Source organism: Pseudomonas sp. NPDC089530, assembly GCF_050280705.1.
In the GTDB taxonomy this organism is placed as follows: Bacteria; Pseudomonadota; Gammaproteobacteria; order Pseudomonadales; family Pseudomonadaceae; genus Aquipseudomonas.
The window spans coordinates 43,917-60,640 of the sequence record NZ_JBNNVU010000013.1 but is presented as its reverse complement, the minus strand read 5'-3'; the positions used below and the strand labels follow the sequence as shown (position 1 = coordinate 60,640).

Annotated in this window: 13 protein-coding genes; 7 read left to right on the top strand and 6 right to left on the bottom strand. The window is 66.9% G+C overall.

The features are described from left to right. Positions 1–14 precede the first annotated feature (14 nt). The gene (gene thrS / locus ACQKQA_RS07885; protein WP_427555216.1) at positions 15–1,913 is read left to right on the top strand and encodes a threonine--tRNA ligase; all 1,899 of its coding nucleotides are present in this window, start codon (positions 15–17) and stop codon (positions 1,911–1,913) included. Positions 1,914–2,015: 102 nt separating this feature from the next. Here the strand turns inward: thrS and ACQKQA_RS07880 are convergent, their stop codons facing one another. Then, positions 2,016–2,537 (bottom strand): DUF3617 domain-containing protein, encoded by a 522-nt coding sequence (locus tag ACQKQA_RS07880; protein ID WP_427555214.1) that lies wholly within the window; start codon positions 2,535–2,537, stop codon positions 2,016–2,018. Between the two features lie 178 nt (positions 2,538–2,715). Here ACQKQA_RS07880 and cls point away from each other — a divergent pair, with 178 nt between their 5' ends. Continuing rightward, positions 2,716–4,155, top strand: a complete 1,440-nt coding sequence (gene cls, locus ACQKQA_RS07875) for a cardiolipin synthase (protein ID WP_427555213.1) — start codon at positions 2,716–2,718, stop codon at positions 4,153–4,155. Positions 4,156–4,217: 62 nt separating this feature from the next. Here cls and cfaB read toward each other — a convergent pair whose 3' ends face one another. The 5 genes from cfaB to hflK (ACQKQA_RS07850) form a co-directional block, all read right to left on the bottom strand. Further along, positions 4,218–5,405: a C17 cyclopropane fatty acid synthase CfaB gene (gene cfaB / locus ACQKQA_RS07870; protein ID WP_427555211.1), complete on the bottom strand. Its 1,188-nt coding sequence runs from the start codon at positions 5,403–5,405 to the stop codon at positions 4,218–4,220. 229 nt (positions 5,406–5,634) lie between these two features. Next, the gene (locus ACQKQA_RS07865; RefSeq protein WP_427555209.1) at positions 5,635–7,584 is read right to left on the bottom strand and encodes a cation-translocating P-type ATPase; all 1,950 of its coding nucleotides are present in this window, start codon (positions 7,582–7,584) and stop codon (positions 5,635–5,637) included. Next, on the bottom strand, positions 7,581–8,639 hold the full coding sequence (hflK, locus tag ACQKQA_RS07860; RefSeq protein ID WP_427555207.1) for a protease modulator HflK: 1,059 nt from the start codon (positions 8,637–8,639) through the stop codon (positions 7,581–7,583). Before hflK (ACQKQA_RS07860) ends, ACQKQA_RS07865 begins: the two co-directional genes overlap by 4 nt. Next, entirely contained in the window at positions 8,636–9,682 is a 1,047-nt protein-coding gene (gene hflC / locus ACQKQA_RS07855; protein ID WP_427555205.1) for a protease modulator HflC, read from the bottom strand. The genes hflK (ACQKQA_RS07860) and hflC overlap by 4 nt, the downstream gene beginning before the upstream one ends. Next, positions 9,679–11,649, bottom strand: a complete 1,971-nt coding sequence (gene hflK / locus ACQKQA_RS07850) for a protease modulator HflK (protein WP_427555203.1) — start codon at positions 11,647–11,649, stop codon at positions 9,679–9,681. Before hflK (ACQKQA_RS07850) ends, hflC begins: the two co-directional genes overlap by 4 nt. A gap of 243 nt (positions 11,650–11,892) precedes the next feature. Between hflK (ACQKQA_RS07850) and ACQKQA_RS07845 the strand changes: the two genes are divergently transcribed. The 5 genes from ACQKQA_RS07845 to ACQKQA_RS07825 are packed head-to-tail and all read left to right on the top strand — an operon-like array spanning position 11,893 to position 16,723. Continuing rightward, a complete protein-coding gene (locus ACQKQA_RS07845) occupies positions 11,893–12,534 on the top strand; it encodes a CDP-alcohol phosphatidyltransferase family protein (RefSeq protein WP_427555201.1) in 642 nt (213 codons plus the stop codon). A gap of 10 nt (positions 12,535–12,544) precedes the next feature. Continuing rightward, the gene (locus tag ACQKQA_RS07840; RefSeq protein WP_427555199.1) at positions 12,545–14,302 is read left to right on the top strand and encodes a bifunctional alpha/beta hydrolase/class I SAM-dependent methyltransferase; all 1,758 of its coding nucleotides are present in this window, start codon (positions 12,545–12,547) and stop codon (positions 14,300–14,302) included. Further along, the gene (locus ACQKQA_RS07835; protein WP_427555197.1) at positions 14,302–15,645 is read left to right on the top strand and encodes a phosphatase PAP2/dual specificity phosphatase family protein; all 1,344 of its coding nucleotides are present in this window, start codon (positions 14,302–14,304) and stop codon (positions 15,643–15,645) included. Before ACQKQA_RS07840 ends, ACQKQA_RS07835 begins: the two co-directional genes overlap by 1 nt. Next, on the top strand, positions 15,635–16,090 hold the full coding sequence (locus ACQKQA_RS07830; protein WP_427555195.1) for a hypothetical protein: 456 nt from the start codon (positions 15,635–15,637) through the stop codon (positions 16,088–16,090). The genes ACQKQA_RS07835 and ACQKQA_RS07830 overlap by 11 nt, the downstream gene beginning before the upstream one ends. Before the next feature lie 9 nt (positions 16,091–16,099). After that, entirely contained in the window at positions 16,100–16,723 is a 624-nt protein-coding gene (locus ACQKQA_RS07825) for a lysophospholipid acyltransferase family protein (protein ID WP_427555193.1), read from the top strand. Position 16,724 lies beyond the last annotated feature (1 nt).

Genomic DNA, 16,724 nt, shown 5'->3' with positions numbered 1-16,724 from the left:
AAGGAACACCCCCGATGATTCGCATCACCCTGCCCGACGGCGCCCAACGTGAGTATGACCAGCCGCTTTCCGTGTACGAGGTGGCCGCGAGCATCGGCCTCGGCCTGGCCAGAGCCGCGGTCGCCGGTCGGGTGAACGAGCGGCTGGTGGATTGTTCCTTTGTCATCGAAGGCGACGCCCGGGTCAGCATCGTCACCGCCCGCGAGCCCGAGGGCCTGGAGATCCTGCGCCACTCCTGTGCGCACCTGCTGGCCATGGCGGTGAAGGAGTTGTACCCCACTGTGCAGGTGACCATCGGCCCGGTGATCGAGGACGGCTTCTTCTATGACTTCGCCTACGAGCGCCCCTTCACCCCCGACGACCTGCAACGCATCGAAGCGCGCATGACCCGGCTGGCGGCGACCAATCATGCGGTCCGCCGACGTGAACTGTCCCGTGACGATGCCCTGGAATACTTCGCCAAGCTGGGCGAGCCCTACAAGGTCGAACTGATCCACGACCTGCCACAGGATCAGGTGCTGTCGCTGTACCGCCAGGGTGATTTCGAAGACCTGTGCCGGGGCCCCCACGTGCCGTTCACCGGCATCCTCCAGGCGTTCAAGCTGACCAAGGTCGCCGGCGCCTACTGGCGCGGCGACGCCAATAACGCGCCGCTGCAACGGATCTACGGCACCTGCTGGGCCACCCAGAAAGACCTCAAGGATTACCTGACCCGCCTGGAAGAAGCCGGCAAGCGCGACCACCGCAAGCTCGGGCAGCAGCTGGACCTGTTCCACTTCGATGACTGCGCGCCGGGTTCGGTGTTCTGGCACGCCAAGGGCTGGACCCTGTTCCAGCAACTGCTCGGCTACATGCGCCAGCGCCAGGAACAGGCCGGCTATCAGGAAGTGAACACCCCGGACGTGATGGACCGCGGCCTCTGGGAAACCTCCGGGCATTGGCAGAACTACCGCGACCACATGTTCAGCACCACCACCGAAGACCAGCGGGTGTTCGCCCTCAAGCCGATGAACTGCCCCGGCGCGGTGGCGATCTTCGCCCGCGGCCTGAAAAGCTACCGCGACTTGCCGCTGCGCATCGCCGAGTTCGGCAAGGTGCATCGCTACGAACCCTCCGGCGCGCTGCATGGGTTGCTGCGGGTGCGCCACTTCACCCAGGACGACGCGCACATCTTCTGCACCCCGGCGCAGATGCAGGCGGAATGTGAAAGCACCATCGCCCTGGTGTTCGACATCTATCGCGACTTCGGCTTCCACGAGGTGGCGGTCAAGCTCTCCACCCGCCCGGCCCATCGCATCGGCTGCGACGAGCTGTGGGACCAGCTGGAAGGTGCCTTGTCCGGCGCCCTGGAACAGATGGAAATCGACTACCGGATCAACCCCGGCGAAGGCGCGTTCTATGGCCCGAAACTGGAGTTCGTGCTGCGCGACGCCATCGGCCGCGACTGGCAATGCGGCACCCTGCAGGTCGACCTCAACCTGCCGGAGCGTTTCGATATCGGCTACATCGACGACCAGGGTGAACGCCAGCGTCCGGTGATGCTGCATCGCGCCTTGTTCGGTTCGCTGGAGCGCTTTATCGGCATCCTCATCGAGCATTACAGCGGCGCCCTGCCCTGCTGGCTGGCGCCGCGCCAGGCAGTGGTGATCACCATCAGCGAGGGCCAGGCCGATTACGCCCAGGCGGTCAGCGACACCCTGCGCCAGCACGGCGTACGGGCCGGCGCCGACCTGCGCAACGAGAAGATCAGCTACAAGATCCGCGAGCACAGCCTGCAGAAAGTGCCGTACCTGCTGGTGGTCGGCGACAAGGAAAAAGAGGGGGGATTCGTCAGTCTGCGCAACCGTCATGGCGAGGACCTGGGGCGGATGGCGGTCAGCGAGGTGGTGGAGCGCTTGCGGATGGAATTGTAGCGGCGGGGTCCGGGCGGGCGCTATCGCAGGCAAGCTTCGCGCCTACAGGAAACGTATGAATGACATACGGACCTGTAGGAGCGTGGCTTGCCCGCGATGCTCTTAGGCTCTTGGTTTAACGCTCCCGCAATCCTGCCCCAGCCACACCGCACGGGTGTCCATGCTGCCCTTCTGCTGGAAGCCGGTGGCATTGAAGGTGCCGTTGACGTTGGTGGTGAACTCGCGATCGCTGAGGAATTTCGCCACACCCGAACCCTGGGCCCGCGGGCAGCTGAAGCGGAACTTCCACTGGTTGGTCGTACGGTCGGTAACTTCCTGACGGCAACCCGATTGCGGGTCCTGCAACGGAATGGTGTCGGACTTCACCTGCTCCGGCGTCAGGCACACGCGGATGCCCTTGCCGCCCATGGTCACGCCCTGCTTCTCCAACTGCGCCCGTTGCTCGGGTGTCAGCTGTTGTTGCAACTGGCCGAGGATCAACGACAGATCCGGCAGGTTCTGATCGTCGACCTTCATGTTGCTGGTGGTCAGCTCCCACAGGCCCGGTTGCAGCATCTGGGCCTGCGCGGCCAGAGGAAGCGACACAACGGCAGCCATGGCCAAACCCAGTAGACGAAGCTTCATCGAATGACTCCTAGACAGTAGTGGCCCTTAGACGCGAAAAATGCCGCGGCGTTGCATGGCGAATTAAATAGCGACAACTGGCCTCGAACATGGTCTGTTAGGGTCTGTACGAAAAGTGGCTGTGCTCGGCCTTTCGTACAGACTCTAGGCATTGAATCTTCAGGAGCAAGGCTGCCCCATGGATTATTTTGGCCCGCATATTTTTGGTTACCTGATTGCCACGCTGCACGGTCTCGGCCTGATCGCCGCCATCCACGCCGTATTGACCGTCAGGACTGCCCAGGGCGCCATCGCCTGGGCCCTGTCGCTATTGTTCATGCCGTACCTGACCCTCGTGCCCTACCTGGTGTTCGGCCGCAGCACCTTCGACGCCTATATCAAGGCCCGGCGCCAGGCCAACCTGGAGATGCGCAAGGCCATCAACGACCTGAACTGGCGCCCCTGGATCGAAGAAGCCCTGAGTGCCCGGGCCTCGAACGCCTATACCTCACTGCGAGCCATGCCCAAGCTGGGGCGCATGCCCTGCCTGGCCAGCAACCATGTGCAACTGCTGATCAACGGCAATGCCACCTTCGAGGCGATCTTCGCCGCCATCGAGCGAGCCCGCAGCGCGGTGCTGATCCAGTTCTTCATCATCCACGACGACGACCTTGGCCAGCGCCTGCAAAACCTGCTGCTGAAAAAAGCCGGCGAAGGCGTGGCGATCCACCTGCTCTACGACCGCATCGGCAGCCACTCCCTGCCCCATTCCTATGTGCAGCCGCTGCGCGATGCCGGCATCCAGGTGCATGCCTTCGCCACCCGCAGCGGCTGGCTCAACCGCTTCCAGATCAACTTCCGCAACCACCGCAAGATAGTGGTGGTCGATGGCCTGCAAGGATTCGTCGGCGGGCATAACGTGGGTGACGAATACCTGGGGAAAAAACCGCCGCTGGCGCCCTGGCGCGACACCCATGTGGCCGTCAGCGGCCCGGTGGTGGCCTGCCTGCAGGAGTCCTTCGCCGAAGACTGGTTCTGGGCCTCGCGGCAATTGCCGCCGCTGATCCTGCCGGACACCTACCCCGACGACGGCGTGCTGTGCCAGCTGCTGGCCAGCGGCCCGGCGGACCCTTATGAAACCTGCTCGCTGTTCTTCGTCGAGGCCATCCACGCGGCGACCGAACGGGTGTGGATCACCAGCCCCTATTTCGTGCCCGACGAGGCGGTGTTCTCCGCCTTGCGCCTGGCCGCCCTGCGCGGGGTGGATGTGCGGATCCTCCTGCCGTCGCGGCCCGACCACAAGATCGTCTACGCCGCCTCCAGCCTGTACGCCTTCGAAGCGGTGCGTGCCGGCGTGCGGGTGTTCCGTTACCAACCGGGGTTCCTGCACCAGAAAGTGGTGCTGATCGACAGCGAAGTCAGCGCGATCGGCAGCGCCAACCTGGACAACCGCTCGTTCCGCCTGAATTTCGAGGTGATGTTGCTGACCGTGGACGACGCCTTCGCCCGCGAGGTGGAGCATATGCTCAACCTCGACTTCGAGCGTTCCCGGGAAATCGCCAAGGAAGAAGGCCGGGAAACCCACCGCCTGCAGCAACTCGGCATGCGGGTGGCCCGGCTTATTTCACCGATCCTCTAGGCTCTGCACACAAAGTGGTTGCGCTGGGCGCTCGTCGACTTTGTGTGCAGAGCCTGGGTGATTCAGGAGTAGTACAGATCGTCGCGAGTCCAGGGCAGTTCGTGGCTGCCGTCGGCGTGAGCCTTGACCGCGAGAATCTGGTGCAGGTTGATCCAGCCGCGGGCGAACGCGTAGGCGCAGCCGGCCAGGTACAGGCGCCAGATGCGCAGGGCCTGTTCCGGCACCAGCCGGGCGGCGGCTTCCAGGTTGTCTTCCAGGCGCTCGCTCCAGTGGTCCAGGGTGCGCGCGTAATGCAGGCGCAGGCTTTCCACGTCGACGATCTCCAGCCCCGCTTCGCTGATCTCGGCCGAGATCATCGACAGGTGCGGCAGCTCGCCATTGGGGAACACGTATTTTTCGATGAAGTCGCCGGCGCCGCGGCCCACGGGGCGTCCATCGATGTGCTTGGCGGTGATGCCGTGGTTCATCACCAGGCCGCCTTCACGCACCGCGCCGAACAGGGTCTTGCAGTACTGCGCCAGGTTGGCGTGGCCCACATGCTCGAACATGCCGACGCTCACCACTTTGTCGAAACGGCCGTCCTGGGGTAAATCGCGGTAGTCCAGCAGCTGCAGTTCCACCTGGTCCTGCAAGCCTTCGGCGATCACCCGTTCCCGGGCCAGTTCCAGTTGTTCCTTGCTCAGGGTGATGCCGAATACCTTGGCCCCGAACTCCCGCGCCGCGTAGCGCGCCAACCCGCCCCAGCCACAGCCCACATCCAGCAGGTACTCGCCGGGCTGCAGGCGCAGCTTGCGGCACAGGTGGCGGAATTTGGCTTGCTGGGCCTGTTCCAGGCTTTCGCTGCCGGTCTCGAAATAGGCGCAGGAATAGGCCATGTCGCTGTCGAGCCACAGCTGGTAGAAGTCGTTGGACAGGTCGTAGTGGTAAGAGATAGACGCTGCGTCGGTCGCCTTGTCGTGCTGGGAGCGCACCGGAAGAACGTCTTCCTCGCCCGCCAGCAGTGCCTGGCTCAGTTCGTCGCAGACCCGGATGACTTCGCTGATCGAACCTTCCAGTTCCAGTTTGCCCTCGACGAACGCCGCCCCCAGCGAGTCGAGAGTGGGATGGGTGAACTGGGTGACCAGTTGCGGGTCCTTGACCACAATGGTGACGCTGGGCGCTGGTCCCAGGTTGAATTCATGGCCGTCCCAGAGTCGCAGACGCAGCGGTAATTGCAGATTCTGTAAGGCCGGTGGAAGTTGCGCGAGCATGGATTATCCCCCCTTGTTTCAGACGTCTGAGTGAGGTTAGACCATACTGAAAAAATAGCAGGCTATCGATCTGATAGCTGAGATTCATCAGTGCCAGCGCTGCAACAATCCCGGTTGCACCTGAGTATTGCGCCGGGTCCTCTTCACAGATGACCGCCAACCCGGCGCACAGTTCGACAGCGTTTCAGCCCCTCTGAGCGGGCACATTTCCCCTGTCCGTCACCACCAGCTATCGAGCGTCGAGCGGCGGCTCCTGCACCGCCAACGACAGGTTGTCATCGAGCTTGAGCAACGGTTCCTGGAACCGCAGCAGGCGCCCGGCGTTGCCCAGCACCAGCAAGGTGCTGAGGTTATGCAGCACGGCGGCGATCATCGCCCCGGCCGCGCCGAGCCAGCCGAACGCGGCAAAGGCGACGATGGCCAGGGTCCAGCCCAGGCCGATGACCACATTCGCCTGCAGGGTCTGGCGGCACTGGCGGCTCAGGCGCACACAGGTGCCGAGGCGCCGCAGGTCGCTGCCGATCAGCACGATATCGGCCGACGCCAGGGCGATGTCCGCCCCGCCCGCGCCCATGGCCACACCGACCACGCCGGCCTTGAGCGCCAGGGAATCGTTGATCCCGTCGCCCACCACCATCGGCCGGAAACCCTTGTCGATTTCCCCCAGCACGCGCTGGAGTTTGTCTTCCGGCAGCGCCTGGGCTTCGACGTCGCCGATGCCCACATCCAGGGCCAGGCGCTCGGCCACACTCTGCCGGTCGCCGGTCAGCAGCAACTGGCGACCCAGGCCCAGCTCGCGCAGCTCGTCGAGGGCAAAGCGCGCTTCCGGCTTGACGCTGTCGGCCAGCAGCAGCCAGGCGAGAAACTCGCCGTTCAGCGCCAGCCCGGCAATCGGCCCGTCATGTTCGGGCACCGCCGTGGTGACGATGCCCAACTGAGCGAACAACTCGGGGCGGCCCAGGGCCGCCTCGCCCTGGGCGGTCCGCGCGACCACCCCCAGGCCCTGGCGCTCGCGAATATCCGACAGCAGCAGGAAATGCTCCTGGGCCACCAGCGCGGCCAGCGCCCGACTGACCGGGTGACTGCTGGCCGAACCGAGGCTGGCCGCCAGCGTTAGCAAGCCCTGGCGATCCTCCCGCGGGCTGTCGATGGCTTGCAGGCGCAAGGTGCCGAAGGTCAGGGTGCCGGTCTTGTCCACCACCAGCGAGCTCAGGTCCGCCAGTTCCTCGAGGAACGCCGAACTGCGAATCAGGATGCCGTGGCGCGCCGCCACAGCGATCCCGGCAATCGCCGTGGCCGGCGCGGACAGCACCAGGGCACAGGGACAGGCCGCCACCAGCACCGCGAGCATCGCCTGGGCATCGTTGGTGATGAACCAGGTGACTGCCGCCAGCAGCAACACCAGCACCATGTAGCTGCCGGCGTAACGTTCGAGCAAACGGGTGATCGGCGGCTTGGCCCGCTCGGCGCTCTGCATCAGCGCGATGACCTTGCCCAGGGTCGACTCATGACCCGTGCGGGTCACCTCCAGGCGCAACAGGCCGTCGAGGTTGATCGCCCCGCCGAATACCTGCATGCCGACAGCGGCCTCCAGCGGCACCGACTCGCCGGTGATCGGCGCGGTATCGAGGCTGGCCTGCCCGGACAGCACCAGGCCGTCGGCGGGCACCCGGTCGCCGGCACGCACTTCGACGATATCGCCGGCCTTGAGGCTGGCGTTGTCCACCTCGCGGACGCTGCCGTCGGCCTGCACCAGGCGCGCATGGCTACGGGTCAGGCGGCCCAGGGCATGGATCGCCTCCTGGGAACCGATGACGCTGCGCTCCTCCAGCACATGGCCGAAGATCATGATGATCGGCAGCAGCGCGGCGGTCAGCAGATCGCCGGTGGCCCAGGCGCCGAGCATGGCCAGGGCGATCAACTGGTCGGTGATGCCATGCAGGCTCGGGTAACGCAGGCTGTACCAGGCCGAGCGCATCACCGGCAGCACCACCAGCAACGAGGCGAACCCCAGCAGCAACTGGCTGACGCCACCCTGCTCCGGGGCCAGCCAGCGCCAGACCAGGCCCAGGCCGAGCAGCCCCAGCGCCAGCATGGCCAGGGTCAGTTGGCGCGCGGCGCTGCGTTGTTCAGCGGAAGTCAGCATGCTCGCCGGCGCGGCATGGGAGTGAGCAGTCATGGTTGGGCTCCCTGAATGATCAGACGGGAATCGTCCTTGGGATCGACCGTGGTCACCGAGCCGGCCTGGCCGAGAATCTTCGGCAGCCGCTCACGGTAAATACGCAGGAGCATTTCCGGGTCGGTGCCGTTGCGCTGCGCCGCGGCCAACCCCTGGATGGTGGCGGTGTCGGCCTGGGCCTTGGCCAGGCGCTCGCCGGCCCGGGCATGGGCCACCTGCAAGGTGCGGTCGGCCTGTTCGTTGGCGCTCTGCGTGAGTTTCTCGGCGTCGGTGCGGGCGTTGGCCACCGCTTTGTCGGCCTGCTGGCTGGCGGTCAGCACCGCGTTGAACGCGCTGACCGCCGGCTCCGGCAAGCTGGACTGGACATCGACCCGGGTCACCTCGATGCCGATCCCCTGCCCGGTCGCCGCCAGGTCCGCCAGGCGCTGGTTGATGCCTTGCACCAGGTCCCCGCGCAACCGCTCGCGACGCTCGGCGGCCTGATTGTCGGCGCCGATCAGTTCCGGACGCGCCACCAGGATGGTGTCGAGATCCCGCGCGGCGGTCAGGGCCAGGGCGCTACGGGTCACCAGCCGATCCAGGGCCGGCAGCACATGCTCGCCCTGCAGCACGAAGGCATAGGGTTCGGTGACCTTGTAGAACACCCGCACATCCAGTTGCACCACCCCGGCATCGCCGGTCAGCAGGTAACCGGAACCGGCCAGGGCATCGCTCAGGGGCACGGCGAAACTCGCCACCTTGTCGCCTTTCAGGGCCGCATCGGAACGCAGCAGGCTTTCCACCCGACGTTCGATCACCCGGTCCGCGGCCGGCAACAGCACCACCTGTTCGAACGGCTGCGGCCAGGCCAGTAGCAGGCCAGCATTCTGGATCCGCTCCAGCGCGCCGAAGTGCAGCACCACCGCGCGGTTCTGCGGATCGATCTGCCGCACATTGGAAAAGGCCCAGGCCAGCGCTGCCAGTACAGTCACCCCATACAGGGCGAGAAAGGCCAGGCGCCCGGCCTGAATCCAGGGGCTCGCGGGCTCGAGTGTTCCACGTGGAACCACACTCATGGTTGCGACCCGGCGGCTTTATTGCCGAGTGTCGGCGGCCCGTCCACCAGCACACGGAACGGCGCCGCATCGGTGCGCAGGATCAGTTTGGTGCCAGGCGTCACCACGGAGCCCAGGGTGTCCAGCGAGCGCAGCAGGTTGTACAGCTGCGGCGAATCGGCGTAGGCACGGCCGTAGATTTGGGCCGCCTGCACCCGGGACTGGGCTTCGATGTCGGCGGCTTTCACCGTGGCATCGGCCTGGACAATGCGCGCATCGCGCTCGGCGGCGGAGCGGATCTGCGCCGCCTCGCGCTTGCCGATGGCGGTGCGTTCGGTGGCGATGGTTTCACGCTCGGCGCGCATGCGGTCGACGGTGGCGGTCAAGGTCACCGACGGCAGGGTCAGGCGTTCCACACCGACTTGCAGCACCCGCACCCCGTAGGTGCTGAGCAACTGTTGTTCGATCTGCTTGCGCAGCTGAGCTTCGAAATCGGCGATGCGCACCTTGCTGGCATCGGTGTTCACCAGGTTGGCCAGGTCGAAACTGCTGGCGGTGGTTTCCAGGGCCGAGCCGACAAAGGTGCGGATCTGCCGCGCCGCTTCGTCCGGCTGGTTCTGCACCGCGCGCATGAAGCGCTGCACATTGTCCGGGTCGCCCTGCACCTGCCACGCCACATAGGCCTGGACGATGATGCGCAGGCCGTCGCGGGTACCGACATCCTGCAAGCCGCTGGAGGTGGTGCGCAGGCGCAGGTCCACCGGGATCGCCGCCTCGAACGGCGCCGGCCAACGCCAGCCGAGGCCCGGCTCCAGCAGTACCCGGGCCGGGTTGCCGAACCGGGTGATCACCGTGGCTTCGCCGGAGCGCACTTGCACCAGGCTCGCCGCCGCGACCGCGAACAACACCAGCAGCAGGGCCCAGGTCATGCGACGCCAGGGGAAAGGCCCCGCCTCTTCCGGCGCGCCATGGTGATGATGGTGGTGTCCGTGATGGTGATGCCCACCGTGGCCGTGATCGTGGCCGGCGTGATCCGAATGATCGTGGGAATGGGACTGGCTCAATGGACGGCTCCTGGCTGAACGGTTTTACCCGGCACCGAAGGCTCGGTCGGCAACGTGAAAGTACGCAGGTCGAGGGTCGGCGCGCTGGCGCCGCCCAGGCGATGGTCGAGGATCAGCAACTTGGCATTGCCCAGGCCCTGGGCCAGCTGGCTCAGGTACTGCTCCAGCACGAAGGCCTGGCCGGCGCTGGCATAGGCCTTCTGCTCGGCGCCGAAACGCAGGTCGGCCGCCTGCGCCGTGGCCTGCGTTTCATGGGCCGTGGCCTGGGCCTGGTCCTGGGCGATGCTGGCCTGCAACTGCGCCTGGTTGGTCTGCTCGCGGGCCGCGCCGCGCTCGCGGGCAATCAGCGCCTGGGCACCGATCTGCGCTGCCTGCACGCCGTGATAGGCATTCGCGGCGCCCGCCGGCGGGTGGATGGCTTCGACCACGGTGGCGAGAATTTCCACCCCGCTGTCGAGCTGTTGCAGGTCGGTCTGCACCGCCCGGCCGATGTCCTCGGCCAGGCGGGTGCGGTCTGCGCCCAGCAGACCGTCGAGGGTGCGCGCGGCGAAGTCGTGCACCAGGATGCGGCTGGCGGTGCTGCGGATCAGTTGCGGGATGTCGGTGCTGTTATAGGTCGCCGCCAGCGCCGCCTGATCGCTCAGGCCGATGCGATAGACGAAGCGCACGTCCATGTTGACGATCTGGAAGCTCTGCTTGTCGGCGTTGCCGCTGGCGATCACCTGGGACTTGTCGTTGACGTGGCTGGCGTCCCACAGACGGTTGGCCACCGCCGGTGGCGGACCTTCCGCCGAGGCCGGTTCGATCGCGGCAGGCGCCTCGCCGACGCTGGTGGCCAGTTCGTGCACCACGCCGTTCTCGACACTCAGCACCCGGCCCAGCGGCCACGGCAGGCCCGCGTGCAACCCCGGCCCGAAGACCGCCACCGGCTTGCCGAAACGTTCGTAGATACCCCGCCCCTGCAACGGCACTTCATGCAGCCCGGTGAGCAGCCAGCCCAGGCCGAGCACCACCAGCAGCACCGGCAGGAACGCCCGGCGCATATAGGTGAAGGCCCAGATCTGCCGCAGGTCGATGCCGAAGCGGTTGTGCAATTCGTGCTGCAAGGCCAGCAACGGCCGCGGTGGCCAGCGCAGCAGATCGGCAACCACGCTGTGGGCCAGCATCCGCGGTTCCAACTGCTCACGACGCGGGCTGAACAACGACAACAGCGCGCGCAGCAGGAACTCCAGCGCCACCAGCGCCGGCAAGGCACCGATCAGCACGCCCAGGCGCACCGGCCACAACGCCGTGTCGCTGCTGAACAACAGGCACAACGCCGCCAGCACCAGGCAGATGATCGCCACCCGCGCCAGTTGCGCCAGCGCCGCGGCCTCCGGCCATTCGCCGGGATGTTCCTGACTCAATTGGCGCTCGAACACCAGCAAGCCGAAGGCCAGCAACAGCGCCAGCGCCGCGCCGACATTACCCGCCAGGCCCAGGGGCGCGGCCGGCAGGCCGAGGTTCCACACCTGCTCCACGGCCAACAGCACCAGCAGGGCCCAGCCCCCCAGCCACAGGGTCGGTGCGCCGATCTGGGCCAGCAGGCCGGCGCCACGCCGGCCGAGGCCTTCCAGCAGACGGTCATACCAACCTTGATCGGGAGGCGGTTCCTCCGCCAACGGAGGCGGGCTGGAGGCTGCGTCGGGCACCTGCAGCAGGGCCGCCGCGCGCCAGGCGCTGACCCAGCCCGCCGCCTGCAAGCCACCGACCAGCACCAGCAAGGCCGCGGCCAGGTTGACCAGCAACGCCGGCCATAACGCTTGCGGGGCAAACAGTTCGACGAAGAACGCCACCACCAGCCCGGCCCCGGCGAGCCCCGCCAGGCCAATGCCCCAACGCTTCAGACGGCGCTCGTGAAAGGCCGCGCGCTGAAACCTGGGCAAGGCTTCGAGCCCCGCCTCTTCAGTCTCAAGATCGACTTGCATAGCACCCCGACGTTGCTCGTTAACCCATTGCGGCCTGTGGATAACACCTCCGGCAGGCCATTGCACTCGCCACAAATCGTTACGATATAACGATAGTAGTGAAATTTTCGTCGCCGACCTATGCCTTTATTTGCCATGAGCGCGTCACAAAGCCAGGGAAAACCGGCGCGGCGCTGATGCCAGCCCGCGGCATCTGTGACCATAATTCGGTCGCCTCTCTTCGTGACAAGGAAACGTCCAGCCATGCCCTCGATCTACCAGCTCAAACCGCGCTTCCAGAACCTGCTGCGGCCCCTTGTCCAGCGCCTGTACGACAACGGCACCACGGCCAACCAGATCACCCTGCTGGCGGGGGCGGTTTCCGTGCTGGTCGGCGTGCTGATCGGCAGCTTCGCCAGCCATCTCTGGCTGTTCATCCTGATCCCGCTGTGGATGATCCTGCGCATGGCGCTGAACGCCATCGACGGCATGCTGGCCCGGGAATTCGGCCAGCAGTCGCGCCTGGGCGCCTACCTCAACGAGTTGTGCGACGTGGTCGCCGACAGCGCGCTGATCCTGCCTTTTGCGCTGATCCCCGGTGTCAGCCCGCTGCTGGTGGTGCTGCTGGCATTGCTGGCGCTGTTCAGCGAATACGCCGGCGTGCTGGGGCCGATGGTCGGTGCCTCGCGCCGCTACGACGGCCCCATGGGCAAGAGCGACCGGGCGTTCGTGCTCGGCGTCCTGGCCACCGGCGTCGCCCTGGGTTGGCTCGGCGCCGCCTGGATCAACGGCGCGCTGGCGCTGGTCGCCGCGCTACTGGTCTACACCTTGATCAACCGGGTACGCCAGGGCTTGCTCGAAGTACGCAAGCAAGAAGAAGCACAGCAAAACGCCCCCACAGAATAAGGAAGTTGCCATGCGCGAAGCTCAACACCAGACCTTCACCACCCACGACGGCGTCGAGCTGTTCTACCGCCACTGGCCGGCCACCGCCGTCTCGCCGGACACACCACGCCAGGCCGTGCTGCTGTTCCACCGCGGCCATGAACACTCCGCGCGGATCGCCCACCTGGTGGACGAACTGGACCTGCCGGCATTCGATTTCTTCGCCTGGGACGCCCGAGGCCACGGCCAGTCGCCCGGCGCCCGGGGCGACAGCCCGAGCTTCGCCACCAGCGTGCGCGACGTGCAGACCTTCTGCGATCACCTGCGCAGCAGCCACGGCATCGACGAAGAACACATGGCGGTGGTGGCCCAGAGCGTCGGCGCGGTGATCGCCGCCACCTGGGTCCACGATTACGCGCCGCGCATCCGCGCCCTGGTGCTGGCGTCGCCGGCGTTCAAGGTCAAGCTCTACGTGCCTTTCGCCCGTCCGGGCCTGGCGCTGCTGCGGCGCTTTCGCGGCAACTTCTTCGTCAACAGCTACGTCAAGGCGCGCTTCCTCAGCCATGACCCGGCGCGCGTGGCCTCCTATGACAGCGACCCGCTGATCACCAAGGCGATCTCGGTCAACGTGCTGCTGGGCCTGTACGAAGCCGCCGAACGGGTGGTGGCCGATGCCCAGGCGATCCAGGTGCCGACCCAGCTGCTGATCTCCGGCGCCGACTTCGTCGTGCATCGCAAGCCCCAGGAACAGTTCTTCGACCGCCTGGGCAGCCTGCACAAGGAGAAACACATCCTGCCGGGCTTCTTCCACGACACCCTTGGCGAGCAGGCCCGAGGGCCGGCCGTCGCCAGTGCCCGGCGCTTCATCCTGCAGAATTTCGCCCGGCCGCTGAACCGCCCTGCCCTGCTCGACGCCGACCGCCTGGGCGCCACTTGCGCCGAGTCCGAAGCGCTGGCGGCGCCCCTGCCGCACAACTCGCCGCGCGACCTCTACTGGCGCCTGACCCGCGCCAGCATGCGCCTGGGCAGCCAGCTCTCGGCCGGGGTCAAGCTGGGTTTCGACACCGGCTTCGACTCCGGCAGCACCCTGGACTACGTGTACCGCAACCAGCCCACCGGCACCTCGCCCGTGGGCCGGGCGATCGACCGCAACTACCTGAACTCCATCGGCTGGCGCGGCATTCGCCAGCGCAAGTTGCACGTGGAAGAACTGTTGCGCCTGGCCATGGAGAAACTCCGCGACCAGGGCCGCGAGGTGCGCATCGTCGATATCGCCGCCGGCCACGGGCGCTACATTCTCGAAGCCCTGCAGGGCGTCAACCCGCTGCCCGAGTCGATCCTGCTGCGCGACTACAGCGACATCAACGTGCGCGACGGCAGCGCGCTGATCACCGAGAAGGGCCTGGGGCAGATCGCCCGGTTCGTCAAAGGCGATGCCTTCGACCGCAACGACCTCGCGGCCCTGGACCCCAAACCGACCCTGGCGGTGGTCTCCGGCCTGTACGAACTCTTCGCCGACAACCAGATGGTCGGCGACTCCCTGGCCGGCCTGGCCGCCGCCGTGGAACCGGGCGGCTACCTGGTCTACACCGGGCAGCCGTGGCACCCGCAGCTGGAGCTGATCGCCCGCGCCCTGACCAGCCACCGCGCGGGGCAGGCCTGGGTCATGCGCCGCCGCACCCAGGCGGAGATGGACCAGTTGGTGGAAGCCGCAGGCTTTCGCCGGATCACCCTGCGGGTCGATCAATGGGGCATCTTCAGCGTGTCCCTGGCGCAGCGGGTGCAATGATGACCGTCGCCGCCATCGCCACCCGCGAGCCCGGCCTGCTGAAGCCCGCGGTGCTCTGGTTGTTGCTGCTGGCGCCGCTGTTCTTCGGCACCTATGGCTTCGCCACCTGGGTCACCGCGCAGCGCGCCGAAGTCGGCAGCCTGGTGTTCGACTGGGAGCGGCACATGCCGTTCTGGGCCTGGACCATCGTGCCCTACTGGTCGATCGACCTGCTGTACGGCTTTTCCCTGCTGCTGCCCAACAGCCGCGCGGAGCTCAAGCGCCATGCCTTGCGCCTGTTGACCGCCCAGGTCATCGCCGTCAGCTGCTTCCTGCTCTGGCCGTTGCGCTTCACCTTCCAGCGGCCGGAGCTGGATGGCCTGTTCGGCTGGCTGTTCGACGTGCTGGCCGGTTTCGACAAGCCGTTCAACCAGGCGCCGTCGCTGCATATCGCGCTGCTGGTGGTGCTCTGGGTGTGCTATGCGCGGCATATCCAGGGCGCCTGGCGCTGGCTGGTGCACGGCTGGTTCGCCCTGATCGGGGTGTCGGTGCTGACCACTTATCAACACCACTTTATCGACTTGCCCACCGGCGCCCTGGCCGGCTGGCTGTGCGTCTGGCTGTGGCCGCTGGACCGTCCCGGCCTGCTGCAGAACCTGCGGCTGGCTGGCGATCGCCAACGCTGGCGCCTGGCGTTGCGCTACACCCTGGGAGCGCTAGCGTTGGCGATCCCGGCCTTCGCCCTGGGCGGCGCCTGGCTGTGGCTGCTGTGGCCGGCGGTGGCGCTGCTGGTGGTGGCGCTGAACTACGGGCTGTTCGATGCCCCGGGCTTCCAGAAAGGTACCGACGGCCGCCTCGGCAGCGCCGCGCGCTGGCTGCTGGCGCCCTATCTGGCGGCGGCCTGGATCAACTCCCGGCTGTGGACCCGTCGCCATCCACAGCCCGACGAGGTTGTGGATAACGTCTGGCTGGGACGCATCCCCACCCCCGGCGAGCTGCAGGACAGCCGGTTCAGCGCGGTGCTCGACCTGTGTGCCGAACTGTCCCTGGACGGTCGCCACCTGGCTTATCGCAGCCTGCCGGTGCTCGACCTGACCGCCCCCACCCCCTTGCAATGCCGCGAGGCCGCGCAAGCCATCGAACACCTGCGCAAACACGGGCCGCTGCTGGTCTGCTGCGCCCTGGGTTATTCGCGCAGCGCCACCGCCGTGGCCGCCTGGCTGTTGTCCACAGGCCGCGCCGCCAGCGTCGACGCGGCCCTGGTGCAGATCCGCCGCGCACGCCCGCAGATCGTCCTGCACGCCGCGCACCGTCTGGCCCTGGAGCCGTTATCCACAACCCTGGGGAGCGGCCATGGCCACTGATATGGAATTGCATGCGGTGGCGAGCCTGTTGCGCCGCGGGCATGGGCTGGACCTGTTATCCACAGGCCTGGCGCTGCTCGGCGCCCTGCTCGGCCTCGGCCAATGGCTGTTGGGCCTGTCCGCCCCCTGGGTCACGGCCCTGAGCGTCGCCCTGCTGGTACTGGGCGTGCTGCAAAAGTACTGGGCGCTGCGGGTGGCCTTCGATGCCGAGCTGTTCCAGCGGGTGGCGGACAGTCCGCTGCCGCTCGCCGAACGCAGCCGCGAGCTGGACCAGGCGCTGAGCGCCCTCGGCCTGCAACCGGCGAACGCCGGCGGCCGCCCGTGGCCGCAGCGCAGCCGTGGCGCGCTCGACCTGCTGCGGCGCCAGGCCTGGCTGCTGGCGGCGCAAGTACTGCTGACATTGGGCTTCATCCTGGCCAGCCCCTGGCTGGCCATCGCCGGATAAGGAATTCTCATGCTCGAACCCCTGGTCGCCACCCTCATCACCTCCGCCGCCCGCACCATCACCGGCGCCCGCAGCCTGTGGCTCGGTTGCGGGCCGCAGCCGGTGCAGCGCATCTACTTCGCCAACCACAGCAGCCACGGCGACTTCGTGCTGCTCTGGGCCTCGCTGCCCCCCGCCCTGCGCAAGATGACGCGGCCGGTGGCCGGCGCCGATTACTGGCAGGCCCACCCGCTGCGCCGCTACATCATCAACCGCGTGTTCAACGGCGTGCTGATCGACCGCGAGCGCAAGGAGCCTGTGGATAACCCCTTGCAGCCGATGCTCGACGCCCTGGCCGACGGCGACTCGCTGATCATCTTCCCCGAGGGCACGCGCAATCTGGAGGAAGACGGCCTGCTGCCGTTCAAGAGCGGCCTCTACCACCTGGCTAAGAGTTATCCACAGGCCCAGGTAATTCCGGTGTGGATCGCCAACCTCAACCGCGTGATGCCCAAGGGCCGCTTCCTGCCGCTGCCCCTGTTGTGCACCACCAGCTTTGGCGCCCCGCTGATCCTCGAAGAGGGCGAAGACAAGACACAATTCCTCGAACGCAGCCGTGCGGCGCTGCTGGCCCTGGCCCCGGAGCATGCTTGAA